Source organism: Bacillus sp. EB106-08-02-XG196 (genome assembly GCF_013396335.1).
Classification (GTDB): domain Bacteria; phylum Bacillota; class Bacilli; order Bacillales; family Cytobacillaceae; genus Neobacillus.
Map to the genome: position 1 here is coordinate 245169 of NZ_JABWSY010000005.1, position 16518 is coordinate 261686.

Sequence of the window (16518 nt, forward strand, 5' to 3'; positions counted from 1 at the left end):
GACAAATCTACCCTAGATAAACCAGGTCTTTGAGTTCGTCGGTGGAGAGTTCGGTGATCCAGTTTTCGCTTTGGATGATTTGGTCGTTTAGGTGCTGCTTTTTCTCGAGCATGGCGTCGATTTTTTCCTCGAGTGTCCCGGTACAGATGAGTTTGTGCACATGAACGAAGCGGGATTGACCGATCCGATATGCTCTGTCTGTTGCTTGGTTTTCAACGGCTGGATTCCACCAGCGATCATAGTGAATAACGTGATTGGCTGCTGTCAGGTTCAGCCCGGTTCCTCCCGCCTTCAAGGATAGCAAGAATACAGGAAACTCCTGATTTTGGAACCGCTCGATCATGTTATCACGCTGTGTCTTTGGCACACTTCCATTCAGGAACGGTACCTCTACACCAAACTTCTTCTTGATGGTCGCACGAATCATTTCACCCATTTCAATATATTGAGTAAAAATGAGACAGCTTTCGCCTGAGTCCAAAACAGCATCGACCAGGTCGACCAGCTTCTCTAGTTTATTTGAGCGATCGAGGAGCATTCTTTCAGCTGACTTTTCCTTCAGATAGAGAGCAGGGTGATTACAAAGCTGCTTCAACCTGCTGAGCATTTGGAGGATTAATCCTTTACGTTCAAAGCCAGACAGCTTTTCAATCTCAGCAAAAGTATCACGAACAAGCTGCTCATACAACGAAGCCTGCTCCGTTGTAAGCGGACAGTATTCCTTTTGCTCTTGCTTGTCAGGAAGATTAAGGGCAACCTCCTCATCCTTTTTCGTCCTCCTCAACAGGAATGGACGGATTAAAGACTGAAGCTCATTAACCTTCTCCTTTTTCTCATCCTTCTCAATCGGAATGACGAACTTTTTCTGAAATTGCCCTAAGCTGCCAAGATAGCCGTGGTTGGTAAAATCAAAAATTGACCACAACTCAGATAAACGGTTTTCCATAGGAGTCCCCGTCAAGGCAATATGATGACTAGCTCGCAGCCTTCGAACTGCTTTCGACTGCTTCGTCCCAGCATTTTTAATATTCTGAGCCTCGTCAATAGCAATCGAACTCCAAAGTTTTGACTCAAACTCCTCCGAGTCCATATGGCTAAGCCCGTATGAAGTCAGAACTACATCGGCATCCTGAATCTTTTCCGAAAACGCCTCTTCCTTTAGCCGGTTCGAACCATAATGCAAATACACATTCATTTCTGGAGCAAACCGTTCAAGCTCCTTCTGCCAGTTACCAAGAACCGAAGTTGGGCAAATAATCAACGCTGCTTTAACAGGTATTTTTGCGGTAGTGCTCTTTTCCTTAGATCCTTTTTCTGAAGAAGCTCCGCCTTTGGTGCCTGTCACCACTTCAGATGTCTCTATTTCCGGAAGAGCACTGATTTCATCTTTTACCTTCAGGAGGTACGCGATTAATTGCACGGTTTTCCCGAGGCCCATGTCATCGGCGAGGACGGCGCCAAAACCGTATTGGCGCAGGAACCAAAGCCAGCTCATACCCAGCTGCTGGTACGGGCGGAGTTCACCCTGAAGTCCTGCGGGAACCTGTTCCATCGGAATCTCATGTGCTTCAGAAAGCTGTTTAATCATTTTTTTCCACTGACTGTTCAGTTCAATTTGAATGCGCGCGAAGGCTTTTGGATTTTCGAGTTCATCCTCAGTTAGAGGTGTCTCGACCAGCTCCTGCTCAAGTAAATCCCTTACATGCAAGCCTTCTTTCTCAGCACGTTTCATCAAATCCTGAATTTGTCGAATAAAGCCTGGGTCGAGCTTGACCCAACGACCGCGAATAAACACAAGTCGACGTTTTTCTTCGACAAGCTGGCTGAACTCTTCCTCGGAAAAGTCGACACCGTTCATGGAAAAACGCCAGTTAAAATCAAGCATAGCCTGCAGCCCAACAAACGACGGCCGGTGGCTTGACGATCCTTTCAAAGAGGCCTTCACCTTCAAATTAGCATTCTTCATTGCCTGCCACCAGGAAGGAAGCAGAATTTCAACGTCCAAAGCAACAAGGGTTTCACTGGCCTCCGTCAAAAACATCCACGCTTCTTCCTCTGTGAGCCCAGACTTCAAGATCATCCCGTCCTCACTCAGCCAGGGAATTAATCGAGCCCAGCGACTTTGCTCAGTGTCAACCCTCTCCAAAAAGGGCTTCCAGCGAGCAGGGAGCTTTGCATCCAGCCCATATACATCATCGACAATCTTCTTACCACGCAAAAAGACATCCAGGTTCCAAGGACCCTCGCCATCTAATGGCTCCTCTAACCTCAGTCCAATCGTGAACGGAGTGTCGCTTTCCTTGATCCCGACCCATTCGAGCCAGCTATCCTCATCAAAATACCTTGCCAGCTCAGCACCAGAAATATTTTGTTTCCTCAATAATGCAAGCTTCGGTCCAAAAAGTTCCTTCATCGAAGCGTTTCGTGTTAAATAGGCATCCAGGGCATGATCGTATAAATCAGAGATGAATTCATGCACGGTTCCAGAAGCTTCTTCTTGCGGGTCAACTTCCTGATCCCAAAAGGAAGGATCGAATTCATCCACCACCCTGATAGGAAGCTGCCAACGGAAATCGCCATTTTCCCAAACGGAAAAATCCGGAAGCCAGTCCTTCTCGAGAATCCCTTCATGGAGAGCATGAGCAGCAGCGAGGCAAATTTCCGATTGTTCACTCCAATCCCAGTCAATAAACCGGTTGAACGACTCCTTCGCAAAAAGAGAGACAAGGTGCCATCCTGTGACCACCACACCCTCGATGCCACCGACAGACTCCGTCTCCAGAAGCGTGCCAAAAAAGCTCTCTTCATGACGGCCAAACAGCACATTCTTCCACTCAGAAGGCGGCAGACCATACCCGTGCTCATCCTTAGCGGCCAAAAGATAGCGACCACCTTCTAATTTAATTGTCAGAAGCTTAACAAATCTAGTTTTCAGCATCGTATGTTACTCCTTTTACTTGGGTGGGGGGTGTGTAAATGGGAAATATAGGGGTTGGTGGTGGCTTCCAAATATTGTCTAAAAGTCCAAAACCCCTTTAAAAAAGTCCAAAACAATAGAAAAAAAGTCCATAAGGCCTCAAAAAGAGTCCAAAACACAAGAAAAATAATCCAAAACTCCTCAAAAAAAGTCCAAAACTTATTTTAAGACCAAAATACCAATATTTTAGGAGGAACTGTCCGCCTGAGGTGGACACTGTCCACGAGCGGTGACAGGCACCGACCCCAGGCACCGACCCAGCTATTCCTCTATAAGTTTGCTCCGCCTGCATTCTTCGTGGAAGGCGCGGAGTCTTTTGGTTTTTTCCATTAGGCTGTCGAGGAAGTATTGCCAGTCGTCGATGCGTTTGGTTTTTTTGTATAGGGTGCGCAGTTTTTTTAGGTGCCTTACCGCTGCTTTGTAGCTGGACCGGTTTTTTTGATTGATCTCGTTCAAAGCGGATTGGTGCAGCATTCCCAGCAGTACCTCAGGCTTTTCCTTCTCAATCACCTTAACGCGCTCCCTCGGTAAATCATAGAAGTTCCAGCCCATGAACGCTTGAAGGTCGCCCCATTTGTCATACTGCTTTCGTTCAAATAGCATATATTCATATTCTGTATAGCTGTAAGGCAGGGTCGCCAGCATCATCTTTTCGTACAATTCTACCTTCCCGTTTTCTGAAACGTACGGAGAGATCGCCTTAAGCGAAGACCGTGTAAAAGACGCACACGAATGATAGGCCCGCAAAAAGTCCAAATAGCCTCTTAGTTTAGCTGAAAAAAGCTCAACTAAAGGACCAACCCGTTTCCATACTTTTGTCTGTGACAACAGGTCAATCCAATGAAGCATATAAGGTGTAATCACCTTATCGTCCATTTTATGAATCAAATCTAATGCCAGTTCATCCTTTTGCTGCAAAAAGCTAATATGAATCCCAGCAATCATCAGTGGATTCGGATTTTCCCATTCCTTCAAGGACTTCAGCCGTTCATTAATATTTAAGATTTCCTGCTCACGCCATTCTTTCTTTTTAAAAAGATTTGTCCAGAGGAGGCGATAGAGATAGATTCGTTCCTGCTCCAGCCCGCTCGACGCTGTCAGAAGCTCAAACACGTCGTCCTTTAATTGTAAAATAAACTCGTCGAAGTCAAACGGAAGCGATTGAACACCAATCTTCAACACGAGCTCATCGGCATCCTCGATTAAATTATGAAACACAGAGAGGTAAGCGCGTCTAACGACATCCTCCGCAAACCCCGAATTCTCAGTCAGAACGGCGAGCTTTTTAAACGATACAACAATCCCGACCATTTCATACAGCAGGCGCCACTCCTGCTCAACCGGAGCACTCGCCCTAATCCGCCGTTCGTATATATTGAACAACTCAGCAATAATAAAAGGACTCGAATACTTTTTCGAGTTCAGAATCGTATCGAAGCTCACTTCAAACGACTCAACCCAGCGCCGGTAATCAGGCTTCATCACACCGTTCGCCTTGATTAAATCCTTTGCCTTTTGAAGCCCCCAGCTTGCAACGTCATTCTTCTCCTTCATCGGTTCCCGCCACTCAGTCACCCAATCCGCGACACTGCCGACCCTGCTATATGCCGCAAAAAACACGGCCAGCTGATGGCGGCACAGTCCTTCGTGAGGACAGGTACAGCTGCTAAACGACAAACGATCAAAATTCAGCTTCACATGGCAGGGCGTCACATCCTGCACCATTGCCGTAATTTGAGCATTCCATATTTGCAATTGCTTGACCATCCCCTGCCGGTAAAGCATTAAGCCCTTTTGAATAAGCTTTACATCATCGGCAGCGTGTGGATGGAACAAATCCTTAATCTCCTCAGAGAGAAGTTCAATCCGTTCATTAGCAGTCGTTGCTCCCAAAGCCACGACCCCCTTTTTTAGAAAAATCCATATTCCTATATTATACCCAAAAAATGGCCATTCGAGGAGAGAAAAAGGGATTTCTATTCAAGACAGGCTTTTTTTGTAAAAAAGATCTCGGTCATTGTGGTCTCTGACCTATCAGGAAAATGTTGAAAAATCGTTTACCAGCCGAATTCTAGTCTTACGGGCCAAACCCAAAAATGTCTCCCCAAACACAAAAAAAGTCCAGGCATTGATGCAGCGCCCGGACTTAACTATTCTCCATTTCAGTAGTAGTGGTGTTGATGGTTGGAGTTTGTCCGAGCTGGAGTGAGACATATTCGAACAAGTGTGTGAGATAGTCTTTAAGTTCGAAGCCTTCTTCATTAGCAAATTGTGATAATAGCAATTTAGTTTCATTCATTGATTCCATCCCCCTTAAAATTACTTTCTATCCTCATTCTTACCAATCTATCATTCTCTTATACATACAAAAAAATCTGGTTCCAATTACCCGGTTCACTCATTATTCTGGTATACCAAAAATCCCAATTTCTGTGAATTTTTATCAAAAACCCCCAAACCCAAATGGAATGGGAGTACTATATGAGAAAGAGAGGTTGGGCAGAATGAGACACAGACGTGAGTATAAATCCCCGTATGCAGCAGCGGTATGGTCAATGGTTTTACCGGGTTTTGGACAACTATACAATAAGGATTACATCATTGGCTTGGTGCTGATTGGTTTTGAATTCCTTATTAATTTATACTCCAACTTAAATGTAGCACTTGTATATTCTTTTACTGGTGATTTCGCCAAAGCTCACAGTGTCATTGATTACAGCTGGGGCATGTTCTATCCATCGTTATATGATTTTTCAATCTGGCAGGCATTTAACACAGCCAAAGTCCACAATGACAAGGGCCTTGATATGCCAAAAAGAACCTACCATACTGGTTTTTTCATTGGACTGGTGGTTGGCATGGATTGCGGGCTATTTTGGCACGAATTTGCATTTTTGAAGCAATATCAAGCCCTCAGTATTTTAGACATGCCGGTTTTCAGCGGATTACTATTTGGACTTTTATTAGGAACGCTAGGTTATTTTCTTGAAAAAAACATCTACCGAAAAAAGAGGGCACCCAAAGTGATAGCCTAAAAGATGACGATTCGCTGCGGGCTGAAGTTTGTCCACTAACAAAGTATGTCCACATCAGTGAATTTGTCACGGCGGTCCACGCAAAAACCAGCCCCAGCAGCGCTAGGACTGGAAAATCTTTATTATAAATTTTCTTCGGTAACCCCCGGTTCCTGTGTTTCTACATCAGAAGCGAACCGTTCCAAGCCACCTGTAGCACAAAACAAAACCAGCGCAATAAACAACGCAATTAAAACTCTTTTCATCGAAATGATCCCCCAGTTATTTCCTTTATCTATTATCGACAGAAGCTCCCTCCCAAGGATTATGCATGCAAAGCCAATGAGCAAGTGGTAGATAAATGTCGCTGGCGATAGCCAAAGTTCTCCTTACTATGATATAATTTAGATAGAACATATGTTCCGAAAAATGAGGTGGACTTTTTTGATTATAAACAAAGCCTACAAATTTCGCATCTATCCCAACAAAAAACAAATTGAATTTATTAACAAAACTATTGGTTGTTCAAGATTTGTCTTCAACTTCTTTCTTGGCAAACAGAAAGAAAAAGACGCTTATTGGTATATCATCGAAGAAATGGTTCAGAATGGTCAACTCCCATCAAATAATTGGAAGGGTGAATATTTAAACAAATACGAAACGATTAAGGCACTTCCAGAACTAAAGAAGCAGTATATCTTTTTAAAAGAAGTCGACAGTATCGCCTTGCAGAAATCTGTTGAAAATTTAGCTGACTCTTACTATAGATACTACAAAAAGCAAAGCAAACAGCCACTCTATAAATCCAAAAAGAATCCTGTTCAATCTTATACAACCAAATATACGAATAGAAATATCGCAGTTATAGGCAATCATATCAAGTTACCTAAACTTGGATTGGTTCGTTTTGCTAAAAGTCGTGAAGTCGATGGTCGTATAATAAGTGCTACTGTTAGACGCAATCCTTCAGGCAAATACTTTGTTTCTTTAGGAACTGAAACAGAAGTTTCCGAATTGCCTAAAACCAACTCCGCTATTGGAATTGATGTAGGAATCAAAGATTTAGCTATTCTCTCCGATGGAACAATCTACTCGAATCCAAAGTTTTTCCACACCTTAGAAGAAAAGTTAGCAAAAGCACAAAAAATCATGAGTAGACGAACATTCGGTGGTGCGAACTGGTACAAAGCAAAGATTATAGTCGCACGTATCCATGAAAAAATTACTAACGCAAGAAAAGATTACTTAGACAAGATTTCAACCGAAATCGTCAAAAACCACGACATTATTGGAATGGAAGATTTGTCAGTATCTAATATGTTAAAGAATCATAATCTTGCAAAAGCCATCAGTGAAGTATCATGGTCACAACTCAAAACCATGATTGAATACAAAGCAAAGTGGTACGGAAAACAAGTCGTAACTGTTGCTAAAAACTTCCCTTCCAGTCAGCTTTGTTCATGTTGTGGCTACCAAAACAAAGACGTTAAAAATCTCGGACTACGTGAATGGGACTGTCCAGAATGCAATATCCATCACCAAAGAGATATTAACGCAGGAATCAATCTTAAAAAAGAAGCTATAAAACTTCTAACCGCAGGGACTGCGGGGATCGCCTAATCAAAAATTGGTGGATACACCGGTGTTCTTAGGAATCTCCCGTTTCAAACATCCCGAAAGGGTGAAGCGGTGAATAGTTCAACTCTACTCAATTAGACGTAAACAAATGGTAAAATGTTCCAAAAAGTCGTTTGACAAAATCTGCAGGATAAAAAATTCTTGAGGAGGGAAACTTTCGTGTGTTGCTTTTCTAAAAACCTTATGATATATTACTTTTCATGCGAATGACCGATTTAGCAATTTAGTCATTTTTTTATAAAAGTGAGGTGAGTGGATGTGGCAATGATTGATCGGAAGAAGTTGATTTTGGAGGCGGCGGCTAAGTCCTTTTCCTTGTATGGCTATAAGGCAACGACGATGGATCAGGTTGCGAAGTTAGCCAATGTGGGGAAGGGAACCATCTATACCTTTTTTAAGACAAAGGAAGAATTGTTTGATGAAATAATCAATTCGCTTATCGCTGAAATTCGCTTCGAAGTCGATAGCGTGCTGGATGACTCATCCTCGATTCTTGAAAATGTGAACAGGGTATTAGGTCGGGTTCAAGTGTTTAGGGAATCACACCAATTGACGATAAAATTGATTCAGGAAGAGCGGGATATGGGCACGCAAACCGTTGTCGAAGCCATGCAAAGAGTAGAGCAATCGATCATCCAGTACATGAAGACTATTATTAAAAAAGCAATACGTATGGGCGAAATCAAATCCTGTGATCCTGAGGTCACGGCCTTTGTGATGCTGAAGATGTACTTTTCTTTGGTGAATGACTGGCAAAGGAACCATCCACCATTGAAAAAGGGAGAAATACCAAGGCTCTTTGAGCTTTACTTACTAAAAGGCTTGTTAACATAGCCTTTTGTTTTTCACAAAAACTGACCGTTTGGATAAAGTGGTCACTATTACAAAAAGAAAGGCAGACTGTTTGAATTCATAGTCACTATTTCTTAAAAGTAAAGATGACTAATTGAACAAAGTAGTCAATTAGATAGGAGGAAAACCAACATGAAGGGATCTTCATTTAAAGCAGAATTAACATCTATCTTTTCCAATCGGAAGGTGCTCATTCCCATCATCGCAATCCTGTTTATTCCCGTCCTTTATGCAGGAATGTTCCTATGGGCGTTTTGGGATCCTTATAAATATTTAGGGGACCTGCCTGTGGCGATTGTGAATCAGGATGAGGGAGCGGAGCTTAACGGAGAGCAGCTCACGATTGGGGACGATCTAGTCAAAAATCTGAGGAAAACCAATACGTTTGATTTTGACATAGTGGACAAGAAGCAGGGATACCAAGGTTTGGAGGACCAAAAGTATTATATCCTAGTAGAGATTCCGAGTGATTTTTCGAAAAATGCTACAACCTTGCTTGAGGATCAGCCTCAAAAACTGCAAATCAAATATGTTCCGAACGAGGGGGCAAACTTCCTATCGGCGCAAATTGGTGAAACCGCGATGAAGGAAATCAAAGCGGAGATTTCGAAAGAGATTGTTGCAACCTACTCCGAAAGCATTTTTGAAAAAGTAACAGTGATGGCAGGCGGGTTAGGCCAAGCAAGTGAGGGAGCCGGGCAGCTTAACGAGGGTTCGGTAAAACTCAACGAAGGAGCTGGACAAATCAAGGAAAACCTTGAGCTCTTAGCAAGCAAATCGATTGAATTCGAGGAAGGTATGAATAGTGCGGCGTCGGGATCCAGTGAAATAGCTCAAGGGACAGCAGCGATCCAACAAGGGTTACAGGAAGTGGATGAAAAGCTGCCGCAGCTGGTGACAGGCACCGAAAAAGCACAAGCAGGGGCACAGCAGATGAAAGAAGCGTTACCAGCTAGGATCGCAGCTGAAATCAACGCCCAGTTATCAGGTAGTACAGAAAAATTAAACCAAGGTATCAATCAGTTTGAAACGCAACTTGGGGAGGGATTATCTTCACAGATTGCTGATCAAATGATCGCACAGCAAACAGCAAAAATGGAGGAACTGGCCGCAGCATTAATCGAAAATGGTGTTCCGGCAGAAAAAGTGACAGCGATTATGGAACAACAGACTCCTCCAACCAAGGCAGAGGTCGAGCAGCAGGTTGCGCAGGCAATCAATCCTGGATTGCACCAAGGCTTCACGCAATTCAAATCGCAGGTAAATGGACAATTGCTTGGGGCGACTGCAGGTTTAGAATTACAATTGAAAAAACAAACGGACCCCGTTTTCGACCAATTAATTGGCGGGATTGGTGAAATTAACGCCAACCAGATGAAATTACAGCAAGGAATTCACCAGCTTTATACAGGGTCAACCGCACTACATGCAGGTGCTAACCAACTGACAGCTGGGATGGGAGAATTAACTGCGGGTGCGGGTAAAATAACCGAAGGTACGGGTAAGCTTGCGGAAGGTTCTACTGAATTACAAGCAGGCACAGAAAAATTGCAGGACGGGTCTTCAGAATTAAACGAGAAGCTGGCGGCCGGGGCTGAAGCGGCCAATAGCGTAAAAGCAAATGAAGACACCTATGATATGATGGGCGAGCCCGTGAAGGTTGAAAAAAATGAGATTAACACCGTGCCAAACTACGGTACCGGCTTTGCTCCTTACTTCATTTCACTCGGACTTTTCGTAGGTGCACTGATCATCTCAATCGTGTTCGGTCTTAGAGAACCAGCCGTCAAACCAGCTTCAGCAGCACAATGGTTTATCGGTAAATTAGGCGTTATCACGATCATTGGTGTCATTCAAGCACTATTAGTTGATTTTGTGTTGCTCGTTGGATTAGGAATTGAGGTACAAAGTTTACCGTTGTTTATCGTGACGACGATTCTAACAAGCATGGTATTCGTTACATTAATACAAATGCTCGTCACGTCCATGGCGGATGTAGGCCGATTCATTGCGATTCTCATCCTGATCCTGCAATTAACGACAAGCGCGGGAACATTCCCACTTGCGTTAATTCCAGAGGCGCTGCAGCCATTCAACGCGTTCTTCCCAATGACGTACAGTGTCCAAGCATTTAAAGCCATCATCTCAAGCGGCGATTTCGCTTACATGTGGCAAAACAATTTGATTTTACTAGCATACAGTGCTGGTTTCATGGCTGTTACATTTATCTACATGGCACTTACGTTCAAAAGGAAACAAAGTAGTAAGGCATTGCTTGAACAAGCAGCATAATAGTGAAGGAACACTGGGTTCGTCGAGACGAACCCAGTGTTTTTTTGTCCGTTGATTTTGTTAGGCAGATAAACAAAGGAAATATGCAGGTAAGAGGGAGCATTATGCAGGTAAGAAGAAAGTATCCGCAGGTGAGGGAATCGTTTCGGCAGATAAGAATCATTTGGATAAAAAAGGTAATTGAAAAATAGTAACTTGTTCTATAATGAACGAAAAATACCGAGCGTAATACCAATTTTTAGGGAGTTCAGGTACCTGTACCAGGCAACAGACTGGCTTTTTAGCTTGAAGTCTAGGTTAGGATTTTGTTAGGCAGATAAACAAAGGAAATATGCAGGTAAAACGGAGCATTATGCAGGTAAGAAGATAAAATCCGCAGGTGAAGGAATCATTTTGGCAGGTAAGAATTATTTGAAAAAAAAAGGTAATTGGGAAATGGAAACTTGTTCACGAAAAATACCGAGCGTAATACCAGTTTTTTGGGAGTTTAGATACCTGAACCAGGTAACAGCCTGGCTTTTTAGCATGAAGTCTAGGTTAGGATTTTGTTAGGCAGATAAACAAAGGAAATATGCAGGTAAGCGGGAGTTTTATGCAGGTAAGAAGATAATATCCGCAGGTGAAGGAATCATTTTGGCAGGTAAGAATTTTTGGATAAAAAAGGTAATTAGGAAATACTAACTTGTTCTATAATAAACGGAAATACTGGCGTAGTACCTGTTTTTGGGAAGCTTAGATACCTGAACCAGGCTTTTTAGCTACAAGTCTAGAATATGGAAAAAGCAGTGGAATGCCACTGCTTTTTGAGGTACCAATCTATTAATGTGCCTTTTCCAGTGCCAGTTTGATGCCGAAGCCAATGAGAATAGTACCAGTGATTCCTTCCATAGCTGTTTGGGTTTTAGGCTTTTTCATAAAAGTACGAATCTGGTTAAGAAGGTAGATATAGAACAAAAACCAGACGGCGGTTAACAGTGTATAGGTGATTCCCATGATGAGAAACGGAATAAAAGAGGTGCTGCCGGAATCTACGAACTGTGGAAGGAAGGTTAGGAAAAACACAGCTACTTTTGGATTTAAGAGATTCGTCAAAAACCCCTGCTTAAAACAAGACTTGTTATCATATTTGCTCTCGGCAGTCATTTCGGTGGCTGCTGTTTTATTTTGCTTTAATGCCCATAATGTCTTGATACCTAAATAAACTAGGTAGGCAGCACCGAAGTATTTGAAGACAGAAAATAATAAGGCTGACTTCACAATAATCGCTGAAAGTCCGACAACCGCAGCCAGAGTATGGATGAGTAGAGCGCAACAAGTACCAAAGATTGTTCTAAACCCGCCAGTTCTTCCCACTGTCAGCGTATTTTTTGTCGCGATGGCGGTGTCAGGGCCAGGTAAAAGAATCAGTAAAATACACATAATCACAAACAAAAAGAAGTTCTCCAAAATAATCAGCACCTTCCGAGTAAAAATGGTTAAAATTACTTTATCATAAATATTTTGAATTATGTTTCACTTTTTAAAAAATAGTTTGTAACCTTTTGCATGTTCGTTTGTCATTATCAGTGGAGGGAGAGGGAGACATGACAGATCCGCTGGAAGAGATGTATCAGGCATACAAAGATCCGGTTTTCCGTTATCTTCGCAACATGTGCCACAGCACCACAATTGCCGAAGAATTAACACATGATACGTTTATTAAGGTCTTCAAGGGATTTGGTCGGTTTCGCGGCGAGTCTTCCCTTAAAACATGGCTTTTTAAAATTGCGCGTAATACATATTTGAATGAAGCAATGAAATTTTCACAACGGAATGAGCTTCCTTATGCGGAGCCGGAGCTTCAGTCTGGCGGAACAATCCGGAACATCGAAACAGAAATGATGGTAAGACAAACTTTTCAAAAGCTAACGGAACAAGAAAAAACACTTCTGGTTTTAAGGGATCAAGGTTTTTCGCTTAGCGAGATGGCGGATATCCTTGCCCAGACAGAAGGCAGCATAAAGGTCGGAATTCATCGCGCGAAAAAGAAGTTTAAAAAATACTATCTTGAAGGGGAGGGGGAATGAAGGTGAAGTTGAATTGCAGTCTAGTAGAAGATTTATATCCTTTGTATGTAGAAAATGAATTAAGGCCGGAAAACCGCCTGGCAGTGGAAGAGCATTTACAGCACTGCAGGGAGTGCAGGGAATTGTATCAAAAGGGATCTGGATTTTCAGAGTTATCTCTTTCCTCTGAGGAGACATTATCGAAGGAAGTCGATGACAGGATCAGGATCACCTTCAGACTGAGAAGGATGAAAGTGATTGCGGCCTTTCTGGCTGCCGTTATTATTGTATCTGGCATCAATTTGTATGCTGCGAACCGTGAAAAAGTTGCCACCCTTCTCGATGGTGTTTATCTATATGCAGAGTCACTTAAAGAACTAGCGGAAAATCCATATGAAATCGATCGAAACGGGCAACTTCTATCGTATGCAGCGGAAGATATTGTGGATTTAGACGAGGAATTGCTTTGGTTTGAGCGTAAAAATGCCCCTCTTCTCGTTAATAGCCAGGAGCTCGATGAAATGGCGGCAACTCTTAGGGAGCGAAAAAGCCAGGGGTTTGAGGATGAAACGGACCTTAAGGCGGTTGACCTTTTACAAACGTACTCCAGCACTTTATTTAAGCATGTCGGGAAGGAATATAATGAATTCCATCATGGCTATAGTTCATATTTTGAGTTTTTAGATACAGAAGGAATCGGTAATCCAATTAGAAAAATAAATGAACTCGCGTTTTTTTATAACAGATACCACAAGCTTCCTTCCGAGATGAACCTAATAAAAGAGAAAGATCTGAAAGAGATAATAAGAACGGCATTCCATGCAAAGAATGGCAAGGTTAAATTAGAAAAAATGAATGATCATTATGGAATGTATCGGTTTGACCTTCAACAAGGAAAAACCAAAATCGATGGTGAAATGGACGGTTATTCCGGAATGATTATAACTGCCTTTAATTATGGACATCAAATAAATGAACAAAAGCCTCTTGAACAGAGGGAGGTCATAAAAAAAGCAGAACAAATGCTTAAGGCGATTTACGGGAAAACCGCGGCCTTTGAAATAAAGGTCGAACCAAACAAGGAAGAGATCGAAGGACAGCACAATCTTTATCGTTTTAGGTTCACTCCCCTTGCAGGAGAATACAAGCTGCACTTCCCACTGGGAGAGCCGTTTGTCATCGAATTTGATGCGGGAACCGGAGAATTTTTCATGTTGTCGGCACAGCCACCACTTCAATCCAGAGAGTTATTCTCGAAAGATTATCAGGAAAAGCTAAGCCAAGCTTCACTTGAAACCAAGGCAGAGCAAATTACAGGTGAAAAGGTAAAAACCATTGGAACTGGCATCATTTACTCAACCGTTTCGGCTGACTATGTCCTCGTCTATGTTTTTGAAGGAAAGGAAAACAAGATTTATTTCAATGCCGAAACGGGCATAGTGGAAAGACCCTATTTATTTATTCATTAAGCTTTTGTAATAACTGGTGAAGGCAGATCCTTCGATGGTTTGCCAAATACAAGTAACGGTATATGATTCGAAACGAATATAAAGAAATTGTCTTGTACAATATATATTAAGAATAAATACAAATTAGAGGTGTATCAAATGGGACAATCACTTTATGAAAACGTCGGTGGAGAAGAGGCAATTGAAAAAGTCGTTGATTATTTTTACAATGAATTAGTTTTGAAAGATCCAACTGTAAATTCCTTCTTTGAAAAAACAGATATGGAGAAACAACGTCGCCATCAAACAAAATTTATTAGTTTTGCCCTTGGAGGTCCTAATAAATATTCTGGTCAATCAATGGCAAAAGCTCATAAGGGAATGAACTTGCAACCTGAGCATTTTGATGCTATTGCAAAACATCTTCATGATGCTCTTGCTCATTTTGGGGTAAAAGAGGAGGACATTGATACAGCTTTAACTCAAGTAGCTTCATTAAGAGATGATATTTTGTATAAATAAATGAATTTTTCATCCAAAAACGAGCTACCATTCTTGGTGGGTTCTCTTTTTAGTTAACAGCTGATGTAACAGTATTTATAAGGAAGCTTAGTTTTCGTTTGCTTAATGTTGTTAAACTAAAGTGTGCTTTTGATCGTAATTTTGAACTGCACCCCAATTGTTAGACACACCTAACAATTGGAGGTACATTCTTTTGGTCTTATTTATTATACCTATAATACGAAGTTTTCTCTTTTTAATACAGGCAAATATACTCCAAGTGATTGTCCATCTCTATACTTAAAAATAGCTACAGGTGTTTTATTACTAGAAATATAACCTTCTATTATTTCGTTGAAACAAATTTCATTTTCAGAAATGAAGTAATCTCTTGTAAAAGGCATTTCTGGTGTTAGAGTAAATACATCATATCCTCCAATATCTTTATAATCACGACTAGGCAAATCATATTCATCTCTTCTTCTTGCAGCCTCTTGATACATCCCTTTAATATAAAGGACAATTTCATCAGAAAAAACATGCTTTAATGGATCAAAATCATCGTATTTCACCCATCCATTTACTCTTGCTATATGTTTCTCCACCCAAATTCTCCCCTTTATTTAAATAATAAGTAAGACTATAATTGACTCTCATAGTATAGATTTAACATATTAATTTTATCAGAATATTTTGACTTATACTAGTTTCCAAATGTTAAAACTTTGAGAGAGTCCCTATTGGATCTCTTTATTTTTGATTCTACAAACTTAGAAAATTTTAACGATTCAGGATAATATTCGTAAATCAATGAAACAGGAAACTTTACTCTTCAAATAAAGGGTGCATTAGAAGATGTCTTTCAACGCTCTTTTTTATGAGTAAATGCTTTCATTGAAATGTTTAATCCACATAAGATTGTGATGAAATGCACTTAAACTATCGGGGGTGTTGATCCAGGAGGATTAACGCTTCTTTTTGTTGAACTTTATTGAAGTAACGCACCTTTAGTGGAACGGGAATTCATAATATTTCCTTTTTATTAGCGAGTTCTGTTAAATGTTAAAATTAATAAAAACAATTGGGGATTTTAATGGTTAGCGTAATTGGAAGGTACAATGGAAGTGATTTGGGAGGGGAAATGAAAAATGGTTCATAAATATTTTGGTATAGTAGTTGTACTTGGCACAATCCTGCTGTCAGCTTGCAGCGTAGATAATACTGAACAAAAAGTTAAAGAAAATACCTCTGTTGAGGATAAAGAAATTGTCGAAAGCTCTACTACTGAATTAAACCCTTTTGAAATGTCTGCTAAAGAAGAAGAGGTTTATAGCAATTTTCAAATTGATATAAATTTAAAGCATCTAAGCGGATTAGAACCAATAAGTATTGCGAAGTTATATGTTAAAGCAGGGTTTGATAAAAAATATGATGTTCAATATGCTTTATATACAGACAGAGAAGGATATGTTCAATGGTCAAAAGAAGAGGATAAAAAAATCCCTGAATCTGATAGAGGCTCTGATGAACAGAACATAAAACAATTTAAAAATATCGACAAAGGAACATTTGTACAAACGAGTGATTACGAAGGATATATTGAATATGATTCAGGTGAAGGAATAAATGGTTTTCAGATGATAAAAAATGAAGATGGGATATGGCAAGTGTCATTTTTACCTATTCAATAGGGGTCCCCCTGGCCTCATAATATTTGATGAATTGGAAAAAATAGTGATAGGAAAGGAGGG

14 protein-coding genes are annotated in these 16518 nt (G+C 41.1%); 8 read left to right on the top strand and 6 right to left on the bottom strand.

The features are described 5' to 3' along the window. Positions 1 to 7: 7 nt before the first annotated feature. The 3 genes from MLOOGBEN_RS10055 to MLOOGBEN_RS10065 form a co-directional block, all read right to left on the bottom strand. Positions 8 to 2938: a DEAD/DEAH box helicase gene (locus MLOOGBEN_RS10055; protein WP_179158121.1), complete on the bottom strand. Its 2931-nt coding sequence runs from the start codon at positions 2936 to 2938 to the stop codon at positions 8 to 10. Between the two features lie 300 nt (positions 2939 to 3238). Beyond that, entirely contained in the window at positions 3239 to 4870 is a 1632-nt protein-coding gene (locus tag MLOOGBEN_RS10060) for an SWIM zinc finger family protein (RefSeq protein WP_256989026.1), read from the bottom strand. Between the two features lie 253 nt (positions 4871 to 5123). Further along, a complete protein-coding gene (locus tag MLOOGBEN_RS10065; RefSeq protein WP_179158122.1) occupies positions 5124 to 5276 on the bottom strand; it encodes a hypothetical protein in 153 nt (50 codons plus the stop codon). Between the two features lie 205 nt (positions 5277 to 5481). Between MLOOGBEN_RS10065 and MLOOGBEN_RS10070 the strand changes: the two genes are divergently transcribed. Beyond that, positions 5482 to 6012: a DUF5683 domain-containing protein gene (locus tag MLOOGBEN_RS10070; protein WP_179158123.1), complete on the top strand. Its 531-nt coding sequence runs from the start codon at positions 5482 to 5484 to the stop codon at positions 6010 to 6012. 122 nt (positions 6013 to 6134) lie between these two features. On the opposite strand, the gene MLOOGBEN_RS29165 is transcribed toward MLOOGBEN_RS10070, so the two are convergent. Continuing rightward, positions 6135 to 6257, bottom strand: a complete 123-nt coding sequence (locus MLOOGBEN_RS29165) for a hypothetical protein (RefSeq protein WP_256989027.1) — start codon at positions 6255 to 6257, stop codon at positions 6135 to 6137. Positions 6258 to 6435: 178 nt separating this feature from the next. On the opposite strand from MLOOGBEN_RS29165, the gene tnpB reads away from it, so the two are divergent. From tnpB to MLOOGBEN_RS10085, 3 genes are all read left to right on the top strand, one after another. Continuing rightward, entirely contained in the window at positions 6436 to 7611 is a 1176-nt protein-coding gene (gene tnpB, locus MLOOGBEN_RS10075; protein ID WP_179158124.1) for an IS200/IS605 family element RNA-guided endonuclease TnpB, read from the top strand. Positions 7612 to 7893: 282 nt separating this feature from the next. Beyond that, positions 7894 to 8463 carry a TetR/AcrR family transcriptional regulator gene (locus tag MLOOGBEN_RS10080; protein ID WP_179158188.1) on the top strand — a complete coding sequence of 190 codons (570 nt, stop codon included), beginning with the start codon at positions 7894 to 7896 and terminating at the stop codon, positions 8461 to 8463. Positions 8464 to 8613: 150 nt separating this feature from the next. Then, the gene (locus MLOOGBEN_RS10085; protein WP_179158125.1) at positions 8614 to 10773 is read left to right on the top strand and encodes a YhgE/Pip domain-containing protein; all 2160 of its coding nucleotides are present in this window, start codon (positions 8614 to 8616) and stop codon (positions 10771 to 10773) included. 819 nt (positions 10774 to 11592) lie between these two features. Here MLOOGBEN_RS10085 and MLOOGBEN_RS10090 read toward each other — a convergent pair. Beyond that, positions 11593 to 12219: a LysE family translocator gene (locus MLOOGBEN_RS10090; protein ID WP_179158126.1), complete on the bottom strand. Its 627-nt coding sequence runs from the start codon at positions 12217 to 12219 to the stop codon at positions 11593 to 11595. A 137-nt stretch (positions 12220 to 12356) separates the two neighbouring features. Here MLOOGBEN_RS10090 and MLOOGBEN_RS10095 point away from each other — a divergent pair, with 137 nt between their 5' ends. From MLOOGBEN_RS10095 to MLOOGBEN_RS10105, 3 genes are all read left to right on the top strand, one after another. After that, entirely contained in the window at positions 12357 to 12839 is a 483-nt protein-coding gene (locus tag MLOOGBEN_RS10095) for an RNA polymerase sigma factor (protein WP_179158127.1), read from the top strand. Continuing rightward, complete coding sequence (locus MLOOGBEN_RS10100) at positions 12836 to 14287, top strand: anti-sigma factor family protein (RefSeq protein ID WP_179158128.1); 1452 nt, start codon at positions 12836 to 12838, stop codon at positions 14285 to 14287. Before MLOOGBEN_RS10095 ends, MLOOGBEN_RS10100 begins: the two co-directional genes overlap by 4 nt. Positions 14288 to 14425: 138 nt before the next feature. Further along, a complete protein-coding gene (locus MLOOGBEN_RS10105) occupies positions 14426 to 14788 on the top strand; it encodes a group I truncated hemoglobin (protein WP_179158129.1) in 363 nt (120 codons plus the stop codon). A 212-nt stretch (positions 14789 to 15000) separates the two neighbouring features. Here MLOOGBEN_RS10105 and MLOOGBEN_RS10110 read toward each other — a convergent pair whose 3' ends face one another. Next, positions 15001 to 15372, bottom strand: a complete 372-nt coding sequence (locus MLOOGBEN_RS10110) for a hypothetical protein (protein WP_179158130.1) — start codon at positions 15370 to 15372, stop codon at positions 15001 to 15003. 543 nt (positions 15373 to 15915) lie between these two features. On the opposite strand from MLOOGBEN_RS10110, the gene MLOOGBEN_RS10115 reads away from it, so the two are divergent. Next, positions 15916 to 16458 (top strand): RNA polymerase subunit sigma, encoded by a 543-nt coding sequence (locus MLOOGBEN_RS10115; protein ID WP_256989028.1) that lies wholly within the window; start codon positions 15916 to 15918, stop codon positions 16456 to 16458. Positions 16459 to 16518: the final 60 nt, after the last annotated feature.